General features: G+C 63.5%; 13 protein-coding genes. 12 read left to right on the top strand and 1 reads right to left on the bottom strand.

All coding sequences use genetic code 11. The annotated features are described in order from the left end of the window. Positions 1-70 precede the first annotated feature (70 nt). The 6 genes from cyoA (at position 71) to U5A52_RS00100 (ending at position 5,150) form a co-directional block, all read left to right on the top strand. A complete protein-coding gene (gene cyoA / locus U5A52_RS00125; RefSeq protein WP_415773514.1) occupies positions 71-952 on the top strand; it encodes a ubiquinol oxidase subunit II in 882 nt (293 codons plus the stop codon). Between the two features lie 7 nt (positions 953-959). After that, complete coding sequence (gene cyoB / locus U5A52_RS00120) at positions 960-2,969, top strand: cytochrome o ubiquinol oxidase subunit I (protein WP_321916419.1); 2,010 nt, start codon at positions 960-962, stop codon at positions 2,967-2,969. Between the two features lie 3 nt (positions 2,970-2,972). Then, entirely contained in the window at positions 2,973-3,572 is a 600-nt protein-coding gene (gene cyoC / locus U5A52_RS00115; protein WP_321916420.1) for a cytochrome o ubiquinol oxidase subunit III, read from the top strand. Beyond that, the gene (gene cyoD, locus U5A52_RS00110; RefSeq protein ID WP_321916422.1) at positions 3,569-3,943 is read left to right on the top strand and encodes a cytochrome o ubiquinol oxidase subunit IV; all 375 of its coding nucleotides are present in this window, start codon (positions 3,569-3,571) and stop codon (positions 3,941-3,943) included. Before cyoC ends, cyoD begins: the two co-directional genes overlap by 4 nt. A gap of 136 nt (positions 3,944-4,079) precedes the next feature. After that, complete coding sequence (locus tag U5A52_RS00105; protein WP_321916424.1) at positions 4,080-4,277, top strand: CsbD family protein; 198 nt, start codon at positions 4,080-4,082, stop codon at positions 4,275-4,277. 255 nt (positions 4,278-4,532) lie between these two features. After that, on the top strand, positions 4,533-5,150 hold the full coding sequence (locus U5A52_RS00100; protein ID WP_321916425.1) for a histidine phosphatase family protein: 618 nt from the start codon (positions 4,533-4,535) through the stop codon (positions 5,148-5,150). A 20-nt stretch (positions 5,151-5,170) separates the two neighbouring features. Here the strand turns inward: U5A52_RS00100 and U5A52_RS00095 are convergent, their stop codons facing one another. Next, entirely contained in the window at positions 5,171-6,085 is a 915-nt protein-coding gene (locus U5A52_RS00095) for a serine hydrolase (protein ID WP_321933259.1), read from the bottom strand. Between the two features lie 372 nt (positions 6,086-6,457). Here U5A52_RS00095 and U5A52_RS00090 point away from each other — a divergent pair, with 372 nt between their 5' ends. The 6 genes from U5A52_RS00090 (at position 6,458) to U5A52_RS00065 (ending at position 12,372) form a co-directional block, all read left to right on the top strand. Continuing rightward, a complete protein-coding gene (locus tag U5A52_RS00090; protein WP_321916427.1) occupies positions 6,458-7,138 on the top strand; it encodes a MarC family protein in 681 nt (226 codons plus the stop codon). 126 nt (positions 7,139-7,264) lie between these two features. Next, complete coding sequence (locus U5A52_RS00085; RefSeq protein ID WP_321916428.1) at positions 7,265-7,978, top strand: GntR family transcriptional regulator; 714 nt, start codon at positions 7,265-7,267, stop codon at positions 7,976-7,978. 35 nt (positions 7,979-8,013) lie between these two features. Further along, entirely contained in the window at positions 8,014-9,273 is a 1,260-nt protein-coding gene (mtnK, locus tag U5A52_RS00080) for an S-methyl-5-thioribose kinase (RefSeq protein ID WP_321933257.1), read from the top strand. Between the two features lie 70 nt (positions 9,274-9,343). Further along, complete coding sequence (mtnA, locus tag U5A52_RS00075) at positions 9,344-10,420, top strand: S-methyl-5-thioribose-1-phosphate isomerase (RefSeq protein ID WP_321933255.1); 1,077 nt, start codon at positions 9,344-9,346, stop codon at positions 10,418-10,420. A gap of 71 nt (positions 10,421-10,491) precedes the next feature. Further along, positions 10,492-11,127 (top strand): class II aldolase/adducin family protein, encoded by a 636-nt coding sequence (locus U5A52_RS00070; RefSeq protein ID WP_321934140.1) that lies wholly within the window; start codon positions 10,492-10,494, stop codon positions 11,125-11,127. 135 nt (positions 11,128-11,262) lie between these two features. Then, a complete protein-coding gene (locus U5A52_RS00065) occupies positions 11,263-12,372 on the top strand; it encodes a sugar ABC transporter substrate-binding protein (protein WP_321933253.1) in 1,110 nt (369 codons plus the stop codon). Positions 12,373-12,388: the final 16 nt, after the last annotated feature.

Genomic DNA, 12,388 nt, shown 5'->3' with positions numbered 1-12,388 from the left:
TGCCCGCTTCCTGCGCCGCGCCGCTCTAGTCGCGGTGGCCGCGCCGCTCGTGCTGCTCAGTGGCTGCAACATGGCGCTGCTCGCCCCGAAGGGCGATATCGGCGTGCAGGAAAAGAATCTGATTCTGATCGCGCTCGGGCTGATGCTGCTCGTCGTGATTCCCGTGATCGCGCTCACGCTGTGGTTCGCGTGGCGCTACCGGGCTTCCAATACGAGTGCGACCTACGCGCCGCTCTGGTCGCATTCCACGGCCATTGAAGTGGTGGTGTGGACGATTCCCTGCGTGATCGTGCTCACGCTCGCCGTGCTCATCTGGCGCACCACGCACTCGCTCGACCCGTATCGCCCGATCGAATCGCAAACGAAGCCGGTGCGCGTGGACGTGGTCGCGCTCAACTGGAAGTGGCTCTTCATCTACCCGGATTACGGTGTGGCTTCCGTGAACCAGCTCGCGATTCCCGTGGACACGCCCGTTGAGTTCAACCTCACCGCCGAGTCGCTGATGAATTCGTTCTTCATTCCGCAACTGGGCAGCCAGGTGTATGCGATGCCGGCCATGCAGACGAAGCTGCACCTCATCGCGAACGAGCCCGGTGTGTATGCGGGCCGCTCGGCGGCCTTCAGCGGCCCGGGCTTCTCCGACATGCATTTCGACACGCTAGCCAAGAGCCGCGCCGATTTCGACGCGTGGATCGCGCAAGCCAAGGCGTCGCCCACGATGCTGAGCCGCGCAGCCTACGAACAGCTCGCGCAACCTGGCGAAAAGACGCCCGTGACGCTCTATTCGAATGTCGCGCCGGGCCTGTTCGACGGCGTGGTCGGCAAATACATGCGCGACGTGCACGGCAACCCGATTTGCGGCACGGTCCCCAGCGCGGCTCACAGCGCGCCCCCTGGCGCGAGCGCCTCGGCGCTCAAGCTCAACCGTAGCGCCATCCTGGCAGCGGAGTAATCACACCATGTTCGGAAAACTCACGCTCGACGCCGTTCCCTGGCACGAGCCGATCATCATGGGCACGGGCGCTGTCGTCGCGCTCGGCGGCCTCGCCTTGCTCGCCGCGATCACGATCGCTGGCAAGTGGGGCTATTTGTGGCGCGAGTGGATCACCTCGGTCGATCACAAGCGCATTGGCGTCATGTACATCATTCTTGCGGTCGTCATGCTGCTGCGCGGTTTCGCCGACGCGATCATGATGCGCGCGCAACAAGCTATTGCCTACGGCGACTCGGCGGGCTATCTGCCGCCGCATCACTACGACCAGATCTTCACGGCGCATGGCGTCATCATGATCTTCTTCGTGGCCACGCCGCTCATTCTCGGCTTGATGAACGTGGTCGTGCCGCTGCAGATCGGTGCGCGCGACGTGGCCTATCCGTTCGTCAACTCGCTGAGCTTCTGGCTCTCCGTGGTGGGCGCGGTGCTCGTGATGGTCTCGATGTTCGTGGGCGATTTCGCGGCCACGGGGTGGGTGGCGTATCCACCGCTATCGGAGCTTGGTTATAGTCCGACCGTTGGTATGGATTACTACATATGGTCGCTGCAGCTATCGGGTCTCGGCACCACGCTCTCGGGCATCAACTTCATCGTCACGATCCTGCGCATGCGCGCGCCGGGCATGGACATGATGAAGATGCCGGTGTTCGTGTGGACGGCGTTCATCACCAACATCCTGATCGTCGCCGTGTTCCCGGTGCTCACCGGCACGCTCGCGCTGCTCACGATGGACCGCTACTTCGACATGCATTTCTTCACGAACGAGCTGGGCGGCAACGCGATGATGTACATCAACCTGATCTGGGTCTGGGGTCACCCGGAGGTGTACATCCTGATCCTGCCTGCGTTCGGTGCGTACTCGGAAATCATCGCGACGTTTTCGGGCAAGCCGCTATTCGGCTACAAGTCGATGGTCTATGCCACGTCGTCGATCGGCATTCTCTCGTTCTTCGTCTGGCTGCACCACTTCTTCACGATGGGCTCGGGCGCGAACGTCAATGCGTTCTTCGGCATCATGACCACGGTCATTTCGATCCCGACCGGCGTGAAGCTCTTCAACTGGCTCTTCACGATGTATCGCGGCCGCATTCGCTATCACAGCGCCACGCTGTGGACCATCGGCTTCATGGTGACGTTCGCGGTGGGCGGGATGACCGGCGTGCTGCTGGCCGTGCCGGGCGCGGACTTCGTGCTGCACAACTCGCTCTTTCTCGTTGCGCACTTTCACAACGTGATCATCGGCGGCGTGGTGTTCGGCTGCCTCGCAGGCGTGAGCTTCTGGTTCCCCAAGGTGTTCGGTTTCACGCTCAATGAGTTCTGGGGCAAGGTGTCGTTCTGGTGCTGGCTGATCGGCTACTGGCTCGCGTTCACGCCGCTCTACATCCTCGGCTTCGAGGGCATGACGCGCCGCATGAACCACTATGAAGTGGCCGAGTGGCATCCGTGGCTCGTGGTGGCGCTCGTGGGCGCAGTGTTCGTGGGCCTCGGCATTCTTGCGTTCATCGTGCAGATCGTGGTGAGCCTGCGCGATCGCGAAGCGAACCGCGATGTGACCGGCGACCCGTGGGACGGCCGCAGCCTCGAATGGTCGACCGCTTCGCCTGCGCCGTTCTACAACTTCGCCGTGCTGCCGGAGATCACCTCGATGGAGCAGCACTGGGACAACAAGGAAGCCGGCCGCGCCTACGTGCAGCCGCGCAAGTACGAAGACATCCACATGCCGCGCAACACGGGCGCGGGCTTCATCATCGCCGCATTCAGCCTGCTGTTCGGCTTCGCGATCGTGTGGCACATGTGGCTGTTCGCGGCGGTGGGGCTCGTCGGCATGATCGCCACGTTCATCGCGCGCACCTACAACCAGGATGTGGACTACTGGGTCCCGGCCGCCGAGGTCGAGCGCATCGAGAATGCGCGCTTCAGGCAACTCGGCATCCGGCGTTTCGATCAATCCGAGCAACTCGAGGAGATGGCTTAAACCATGGCTCACGCTGCTATTACTCACGCCCATGGTCATGGTCACGACGACAGCGCCAAGACCACACTAGGCTTCTGGATCTACCTGATGAGCGACTGCCTCATCTTCGCGACGCTCTTCGCCACCTTCGGCGTGCTCGCGAATGCGACGGCAGGCGGTCCGGGTGCGAAGGATCTGTTCGAACTGCCGTACGTATTGGGCGAAACACTGCTGCTGCTGGCGAGCAGCGTCACGTTCGGCATGGCCATGCTGGGTCTCTACGCGCAGCGGCGCGGCCAGGTGATCGCGTGGCTCGCGGTGACGTTCCTGTTCGGTGCGGGCTTTGTCGCGATGGAGTTGAACGAGTTCGCCAAACTCATCGCCGATGGCGCGGGGCCCGGCACGAGCGCGTACCTTTCGGCGTATTTCACGCTGGTCGGCACGCACGGACTGCATGTCACCGCGGGTCTGCTGTGGATCGCGATCATGATGCACCAGACCTTCAAGTTCGGCCTGACCGGCACGGTCCGCCGCCGCCTCGCGTGCCTGAGCCTCTTTTGGCACTTTCTCGATCTCGTGTGGATCTGTGTGTTTACGTTCGTTTATCTGCGAGGTTTCCTGTGAGCCAATCTCATGCCACTCATCACGCCGTGCATGACGCGTCGCACGGCAGCCTCAAGGGCTACATGATCGGCACCGTGCTCTCGCTCGTGCTCACGCTGGCATCGTTCGGCGTCGTGATGTTTCGAGTCGTTTCGCCGGGCTTCGGGCTGGCCGCCATCGTCGTGCTCTGTATTGCGCAGCTTGTCGTGCAACTCGTGTATTTCCTGCACATCGGCGCGTCGCGCGAGCAGCGTTCGAATACGGCGATCTTTATCTGCACGGCGTTTCTGATTGCGGTGATCGTCGGGCTTTCGCTGTGGGTCATGCACAACGCGAACGTCAACATGATGCCCACGCAGATCTCGATCGACCGGGCCATGGCGCACGATTGACGGCCGACCTGACGTTGCGTCCCTGAATCAGCGCGCTGCGGAATACGACAGCGCGCGGCCACCGGGCACCTCGGGCACAGTGCATGCGCTATACGAAGCGTCGCGACACACCGTCGCTTTTACGTGGAGTGGGACCATGAACAAGGACCAGGTGAAGGGCACGGCTGAAAAGGTGAAGGGCAAGATCAACGAGGCCGTGGGCCGCGCAACCGACAACCCGGCGCGTGAATTGAAGGGCGACCTCCAGCAGGAAGCCGGCCAGGCACGCAAGAACGTCGGTGACATGAAGGAGGCCGCAAAGGACATGGCGAAGGACATCAAGCGCCATCACTGATGAACGATGGCTAACCCACGGCGCCGCCGTCTCGCAAGAGGCGGCGGCGTCATGCTGTGCGCATGCGGCGAAAGCGAATCGATACGGAGTGCAAATCGATGGTGCGACGGCGCGGCACGGTGGCCTCGCCGCTTTCGATATGCCTTCATTATTCCGTGTGAAACACGGTGGCCGCGGCGCGGCGAAATGTCCTCGAAACAGGTATGCTGCAGGCATCCCGTGTGTCCCGCGCGGGGCGCGAACGTGGAGTTTCCGATGTCTGCCAATCCTGCCAGCGTGTCCTCCGGACTGCGCGAAGTCTGGCTGATCCGTCATGGCGAAACGCAGTGGAGCCTATCTGGGCAGCACACCGGGCGCACCGATATTGCGCTCACCGAGCACGGACGCGAGCAGGCGCGCTCGCTGACGCCGTCGCTCGCCACGCAGCGCTTCGACGCGGTGCTTTGCAGCCCGATGGCACGGGCCATCGAGACGTGCCAGCTCGCGGGCCTTGGCGGCGAGATGAGAATTTCGGCCGACCTGCACGAATGGGACTACGGGATCTACGAAGGCCTCAAGACCGCCGACATCCGCAAGACCGAACCGGACTGGAGCGTGTGGCATTCGCCCATCGCGCAGGGCGAGGATCTCGCGCGCGTTCAGGCGCGCGCCGCGGCGGTGATCGACGGCTTGCTGGCCATGCATGGCCGCGTGGCCTTGTTTTCGCACGCGCATTTCCTGCGCGCATTGGGGGGCTGCTGGATTTCGGGTTCGGCGGCGCTAGGCGAGCATCTGTATCTCGATACGGCTTCGGTGAGCATTCTCGGCTTCGACCACGAAAGCCGCGCCATACGCCGCTGGAATGCGCTCGGCGAACGCAGGGCGTTGATGTGAAGTAGCCCTGGCGCGTTTGCTCAGCGCAAGGAACACGACAGCCAATGCGCAACACGCACGCCGTCCAGGCGCGAACCCTCCGGCGTGGCGCTCCCGAGGAGTGTGACGATCACGGGCCGCCGCCCGTGCACCATCACGCGCATCACCATATTGTGGCCGGACTCGTTGATGAAGCCGGTTTTCTGCACGCTCGCGCGCACCTGACCGTAGCGCACCAGCCGATTGCTGTTCACGTACTGCAACTGTCCGTGGCCCGTGGGCACGCGTTCCTCATGGTCGATCGAATAGCGGCGAATGAGCGGATAGCCATTGGCCGCCCGCACGAGGCTCGCCAACTCGCGCGCGGTTGAAACGTTCTGCGGCGAAAGCCCGGTCCCGTTGACGAAATGCGTATGCGTCATGCCCAGACGCTGTGCTTTCGCGTTCATCGCCGCGATGAACGCAGGCCGCCCACCCGAATAGTCGCGGCTGAGCGCCGCAGCCGCACGGTTCTCCGAGGACATCAGCGCGACGTGCAGCATGTTGGCACGCGTGAGTGAGGCTCCGACGTCAAGGCGCGAATGCGTGAATTTGAGCGTGTCGAGATCGGCGGTCGTGATCGAGAGTTGTTGGTGCAGCGGCGCATGCGCGCTGTCGAGCCAGACGATCGCCGTCATGAGTTTCGACACTGACGCGATCGGCGCGACTGCGTCGGCGTTGCGCGCGTAGAGCGGCGTGTGGGTGTTTTCGTCGACAACGTAGATCGCATGCGAAAAGAGCTGCTTGCGCGACGCCGGCGTGAAGCCGCAGCGCGCGAGCAGGCGAGGGGTGTGCGCGTTCTTGGCGCTCGCGTGTGCCGTGTGTTGAGGAACCGGCGGCGAGCTGAGCTTCGGTTTCGCACGTTTGGTACGGCGCTTCGGTCCCGAGAGTCTGGCGGCGGGCGCATCGGCAGGCATCGAGCGATGTGCCGGTTTCGTCTTGTGCGCGACTCTCTTTTTCTTTTTGGACGGTGCGTGGGCAGTTCCTTCGGCCGCCGTGTGATGAACGGTAGCGCGAGCCGAAGCGGGAGACGCGCCAGCCGCGAGGCCTGCGGCAATCAGCACGAGCAGACTGGGCAGCAACCGAAGTCGGGAAACAAGAGGCATCGACAAATGGGCTTGAACGCCGGCTTTGCGCAGCGTGCTTTGGGATTTTGGCGGCTTTGTTCGAGCCACATTGGACGATGAAGTTCCATTCCGGCTCCATAATGATCGTTCAGTGGGACCATCGTCGTATGGAACGGGCCTCGAGCGGGCCCATATACTTCGCGAAGCCAAGGGAGCGCAGAGATGCTCAATCAACTCTCCGACACGTTCCTCCTCGTCTTCGCCGGGCTCTTTCCTGTGCTCAATCCGCCGGCGGCGGGGTTCATCGTGCTGAGCATGCTGCCGCATGCGAGCGCCAGCGACCGCGCATTTCTCGCGCGCATCATCGCCATCAACAGCCTGTTCATCCTGCTCGGCTCGCTGATCATGGGGGCCTATGTGCTCTCGTTTTTCGGCATATCGATACCGGTTTTGCGGGTCGCGGGCGGGTTGGTCATTGCGTTCGCGGGCTGGAATCTGCTTCACAAGTCGTCCGACGGCGGGGATAGCTCGGCCTCGCAGGCGCCGCCGGACCCGGTGCGCAGAGCGACGCTGCGCGCCACGGCGTTTTATCCGCTCACGCTGCCGGTCACCGTTGGGCCGGGGTCGATTGCGGTCGCGATTGCGCTGGGCACCGGCCGGCCGCGCGGTCACGTGCAACTCGTCAATGTCGTGGGCGTGTTGCTCGCGCTGATCGTGCTTTGCGGCTGCATTTATCTGTGCGTGCGTTTCGCGGGGCACGTGGGCAAGCGGCTCGGGCCGGTTGGCACCGAAGTGCTGATGCGGCTGCTCGCATTCGTGCTGCTGTGCATCGGCCTGCAGATTTTGTGGCTCGGGCTCGAAGAACTGCTCGAGTCCGCGGCGCTTTCGGTGAGTATCAAATAACGCCGCGCGCCGCCGCGGCCATCGTCATGTTGCGCCGCATGAGAGGGAAAACCACGAGCCAAGACATCAGACGTCTGATGTAGATTGGAGCCCTATGTACCCAACCCACGCAACGATGCGGCAAACATGCGCCTGAGCGTCGATCAGTCGATGTGCGAGCGAATCCAGGATTCGCTGCTGGAAATGATCCGCGAGCGCTCGCTCAAGCCGGGCGATCAAATCCCGCCGGAGCCCGAACTTTGCGAGCTGTTGGGCGTGGGCCGCTCCAGCCTGCGGGAGGCGGTCGCGCAGATGATTTCCCACGGTCTTCTCACGCGTGTGCACGGCAAGGGGACCTTCGTCAGACAAATTACGCTCAAGCTGCAAGGCGGTCTGGATGATCTGATGTCTGTGACGGACATGATACGCAGTGTCGGGGCGGTGCCTTCCACGAGCCGCTTGCAGGTGAGGACGATCGCGGCTTCCGGCAGTCTCGCGCTAAAACTCGGCCTCGCCGAAGGCGATCCCTGCGTGCGGTTCGAGCGCGTGCGTCGCGCCGACGACGCGATTGCCGCGTACTGCATCGATATCGTGCCGAAGGCGTTGCTGGAAGGGCATGAACTGGGCGAGTCGCTGTTCGGCACGCTGGAGCGCGCGGGCGTGCGGCTTTCCCACACCCATAGTTCGATCCAGCCGACCATTCTCACCCCGCGCGATTTGCCGGAATTGCAGGAGAACATCGGCATGTTTCTGCTGATCGACGAAGTGGATTTCGATGAGACCGGTCGCGCGGTCTGCTACAGCAACGACTATTACAACGCCAGCATTTTCAAGTTCGATCTCGTGCGCAAGCGACGTTAGGCGGGCCAGCGGCCCATTTTCCCGACAGGAAACGTATGCACTTCGAAGCTTTCAGCTCTTCCGAACTGACCGAATACCTGCAGGGTATTCCGGCCGTTTGTGCAAGGCTTGGCGACGACAGCGAATTGCAGGTCGTCGAAGTGGGCGATGGCAACCTCAACTACGTCTACTTCGTGAGCAGCGCGCGCGACCCGCGCCTGAGCGTCGTTGTGAAGCAGGCGCCGCCGTACCTGCGGCTGGTTGGCGAAGCGTGGCCCTTGCCGCGCGAGCGCATGGAGCGCGAAGTGGCGGCGTTGCGGCGCTTCGGCGCACTGTGCCCGGAGCACGTGCCACGCGTTTTTCATGCGGATAACGAGAAGTTCCTCATGGTCATGCAGCGGCTCGATTCGCATCGCGTGCTGCGTGGAGGGCTGATCGACGGCGTCGTGTATCCGCGGCTCGCCGAGCACATTTCCACGTATCTCGCGCGCACGCTGTTCCATGGCTCCGACCTCTATCTTGCGCCGGATGCAAAGAAAGCGGCGGTGGGCGGCGACATCAATACGGAATTGTGCAAGATCACTGAGGAACTCGTCTTCACGTTCCCGTTCGAAGATCATCCTTCGAACGTCTACAGCCCCGCGCTGCCCGCGGCGGCGATCGAACGGTTGCGCACGCACGAGCCGTTGCGCATTGCGGCGGCCGAAATGAAGTGGGCCTTCATGAACCATGCGGAAACGCTCGTGCACGGCGATCTGCATACGGGCTCGATCATGGCGAACGAACACGAGACCTATGTGATCGACCCCGAGTTCGCTTTTTATGGGCCGATGGGCTTCGATACCGGCGCGTTCATTGCGAACCTGCTGCTCGCGTATTACGCGCGCGACTGGCACGACCGCGAGGCAGGGCGTGAGCCCGCCGTATACCAGGGCTGGCTGCTCGAACAAGTCGAGGCCGTATGGAACGCTTTCGCGCAGAAGTTCGGGCAGATCTGGCGCACGCACGAGCGCGAGACGGGCCAGGCGTACATTGGCGGTCCGGCAGGCACGCCTGCGGCGGAGGCCTTCCGCGACGTTTTTATCAGGCGGCTCTTCGCCGATACGCTCGGCTTTGCGGGCTGCAAGATGATCCGCCGCATCGTGGGTATGGCGAAGGTGGCGGAAATTACGAGTATCAAGGACGAAATGGTGCGGGCGCAGATCGAAGTGCGTTGCCTGAAACTTGCCGAAGCGCTGCTGGTGCGGCGTCGCGAGCTGGCTTCGATCGAGGCGGTCACCGCGCTGGCCGCTCAGGTACTCGCGGAATCGGCGTAAGCGCAAACCGGCTGCCACAATGAGCGGCGCAGCCCGAACAGTCCGGACAACCCGCATCGACGGAGAAAGTATGACGTTGCAGGCGCAACAATCGAGTCTTCCCCCCACCATCGAGTGGCGCGACGGCACCCTTTATCTGCTCGACCAGACACGTTTGCCACGCGAGTGCGTGGTCGAAACCGTGGACACGGTCGAGGCGGTCTGGCGCGCGATACACGAACTGCGCGTTCGCGGCGCACCCGCGATCGGTGTCGCCGCCGCCTACGGGCTGTGCGTGGCGATGCGGCGCGAGCCGGCCGATTCACGCGATACTTTTCTCGCGCGGCTCGAAGCGCACGCCGCGTATCTGGACAGCGCGCGGCCCACAGCGGTGAATCTGCGCTGGGCGCTAGAGCGGATGCTTTCGCGCGCACGCGCCACGCCGGGCGCGACGGGAACAGCGCAGTACGAAGCGCTCGTTGCCGAGGCCAAGCGCATTCATCAAGAGGATATCGAGCTGTGCGCGCAGATCGGCGAAGCGGGGCGCGCGCTGATTACACCCGGCAGCGGCGTGCTCACGCACTGCAACGCCGGTGCGCTGGCCACGGCCGGCATCGGCACGGCGACCGCGCCGCTCTACTGCGCGCATCGGGACGGCGTGGCGTTTCGTGTCTATGCGGACGAAACGCGACCGCTCCTGCAAGGCGCGCGGCTCACCGCCTACGAGTTGCAGCAGGCGGGGCTCGACGTGACGTTGATCACCGATAGCATGGCGCCCACATTGATGGCCCAGGGGCTCATCGACCTCGTGATCGTCGGCACCGACCGCGTGGCCGCGAATGGCGACGTCGCGAACAAGATCGGCACGCTCGGCGTGGCGATCGCGGCGAAGCATTTCGGTATTCCCTTCTACGTGGCATGCCCTTCGTCCACGCTCGATCTGCGTACTGCGAGCGGCGCGGACATCGTGATCGAGGAGCGCGGCGCCGCGGAGGTGACGCATCTCGCGGGGCAACGCACCGCGCCCGAGGGCATCCAGGTACGCAACCCGGCGTTCGACGTGACGCCGCATGCGCTCGTGACCGGCATCGTGACGGAGCGCGGTATCGTACGCGCACCATTCGAGGCGAATCTCGCGGCGCTTTTCGCTGCGGGAGCGGCAGCGTGAGCGGCGCGAGCGAGAGCCGCCGTGCGGGAGAGAAGGCGGAACGCGCGCGCGATGTGCGGGCGGAGACCGAAATGCGCCAGCAGATCGTCGACACCTCGCGCGAGATGGAGCGCCTCGGCATCAATCAGGGCACGTCGGGCAACGTGAGCGCGCGCTGGCATGACGGCCTCCTGATTACCCCGAGTGGCGTGCCGAGCGCCGCGCTTACGCGCGAGCGCATCGTGTGGATGCCGCTCGATGTGCGTGACGACGATCCGCTGTTCGAAGCACAACGCCCTTCTTCGGAGTGGCGTTTTCATCGCGACATTCTGCGCGCGCGCGCCGACGTGCACGCCGTGGTCCATACGCATTCGCAAGCCGCCACGGCGCTTGCAATTCACAGCCGGGGCATTCCCGCGCATCACTACATGGTGGCCGCGGCGGGCGGCAATTCGATTCGCTGCGCACCGTATGCGACCTTCGGCAGTCAGGCGCTCTCCGACCACGCGCTCGAAGCGCTGCACGAGCGGCTCGCATGCCTGCTCGCGCATCACGGCGTCATTGCACTTGGGCGCGATCTCGAGCGGGCGCTGTGGCTCGCCCACGAAGTGGAAGTGCTCGCGAAGCAGTATTTGCTGGCGTGCCAACTGGGCGAGCCGCCGCTGCTTTCGGATGCGCAAATGGAGGAAGTCATCGAGAAGTTCAAGGGCTACGGCCCGCGCAAGTAATGCGCGGGCGCTCGCGCGCCCGTGCAGTCGCGGCGATGCAACACACGCGATACACACGCGGTAAAAACGATTACGCAGTCGGTTGGCGGTTCGCAGGTCAGTCAAAAACCAGCAGATCAAAAACAGGAGACGGTGATGGCGTGGAGTTCAGCAGGGTTCGACAGATGGGTGGCGCGCAGCGCGCGCATGGGCGCAACGGCCGGCGTGACAATGTTCGCCGCCGCCGCAATGCTGGCAGGCTGCTCGAAGAGCGAGTCGCCTTCGACCACGGCGGCGGCAAGCGACGCCGCTGCCGCGAGCGCACCGGCGCAAGCCGCGGCGGCGCCGGTCACGAAGATCAAGGTGGGCTTCTCGATCGCCACGCTCAATAACGCATTCTTCGTAGGCCTGAAGAATGGCGTGGAGCGTGGCGCGGAAAAGCAGGGCTTCGATCTCGTGCAGACCAACGCAAACGGCGACGCCCAGCAGCAGGTCAACGACACGCTCAACCTGCTGAGCCAGGGCGTGCAGGCGATCGTGCTCAATCCGATCGATTCGAAGGCGATTATCCCGGCCGTCGAAAAGGCCAATTCGATGAACGTGCCGGTCTTCATGCTCGACCGTGGCTCTGACGGCGGCAAGGTGACCTCGTTCGTCGCTTCGGATAACGTAGCGCTTGGCGCCACCGGCGCGAAGTGGATCGCCGACCAGTTGAGCAAGCGTTATGGCTCGCCCAAGGGCAACGTGGTGGACCTGATCGGCCTCATCGGCACCACGGCGGCGACGGACCGCGAAAAGGGCTTCTCGGAAGAGATCGCGAAGTATCCCGACATCAAGGTCGTCGCGCGCCAGGAAGGCGGCTTTGACCAGGAGAAGTCGCTCAACGCGATGACGAGCATCCTGCAGAAATATCCGCAGATCGATGCGGTATTCGGCGCGAACGACGACAACACGGTGGGCGCGGAAAAAGCCATCGACAATGCGGGCCGCTACAAGCCGCTCGGCGACCCGGGCCACATCATGGTGATCGGTGCGGACGGCACGGCGCAGGCGCTTTCGGCGATCCGTGCGGGCAAGCAGGACGCAACGATTTCGCAGAACCCGATCGGCATGTCCGCCAAGGCAATGACGTTCATCACCGACTATGAGACGAAGAAGGACGTGCCCGCGAACTACGCGTGGCCGACCTATCTGATCGACAAGTCGAATATCGATTCGGATGGCGTGAAGCAATACGGCTTGTGGGCGCTCGAAGTCAAGCAGTAACGGGCGGTCTTAAGCG

This window comes from Paraburkholderia sp. J8-2 (assembly GCF_905220195.1).
Lineage (GTDB): Bacteria > Pseudomonadota > Gammaproteobacteria > Burkholderiales > Burkholderiaceae > Paraburkholderia.
This window is presented reverse-complemented; position numbering and strand designations above follow the sequence as displayed.

What these genes read in the sequence shown, in the direction of transcription:
- mtnA (WP_321933255.1), top strand. Translation starts at nt 9,344, where the DNA reads ATGACGTTGCAGGCGCAACAATCGAGTCTTCCCCCCACCATCGAGTGG.
- cyoB (WP_321916419.1), top strand. Translation starts at nt 960, where the DNA reads ATGTTCGGAAAACTCACGCTCGACGCCGTTCCCTGGCACGAGCCGATC.
- U5A52_RS00090 (WP_321916427.1), top strand. Translation starts at nt 6,458, where the DNA reads ATGCTCAATCAACTCTCCGACACGTTCCTCCTCGTCTTCGCCGGGCTC.
- U5A52_RS00100 (WP_321916425.1), top strand. Translation starts at nt 4,533, where the DNA reads ATGTCTGCCAATCCTGCCAGCGTGTCCTCCGGACTGCGCGAAGTCTGG.
- cyoA (WP_415773514.1), top strand. Translation starts at nt 71, where the DNA reads ATGGCGCTGCTCGCCCCGAAGGGCGATATCGGCGTGCAGGAAAAGAAT.
- U5A52_RS00085 (WP_321916428.1), top strand. Translation starts at nt 7,265, where the DNA reads ATGCGCCTGAGCGTCGATCAGTCGATGTGCGAGCGAATCCAGGATTCG.
- cyoC (WP_321916420.1), top strand. Translation starts at nt 2,973, where the DNA reads ATGGCTCACGCTGCTATTACTCACGCCCATGGTCATGGTCACGACGAC.
- U5A52_RS00095 (WP_321933259.1), bottom strand. Translation starts at nt 6,085, where the DNA reads ATGCCTGCCGATGCGCCCGCCGCCAGACTCTCGGGACCGAAGCGCCGT.
- U5A52_RS00065 (WP_321933253.1), top strand. Translation starts at nt 11,263, where the DNA reads ATGGCGTGGAGTTCAGCAGGGTTCGACAGATGGGTGGCGCGCAGCGCG.
- mtnK (WP_321933257.1), top strand. Translation starts at nt 8,014, where the DNA reads ATGCACTTCGAAGCTTTCAGCTCTTCCGAACTGACCGAATACCTGCAG.
- U5A52_RS00105 (WP_321916424.1), top strand. Translation starts at nt 4,080, where the DNA reads ATGAACAAGGACCAGGTGAAGGGCACGGCTGAAAAGGTGAAGGGCAAG.
- U5A52_RS00070 (WP_321934140.1), top strand. Translation starts at nt 10,492, where the DNA reads ATGCGCCAGCAGATCGTCGACACCTCGCGCGAGATGGAGCGCCTCGGC.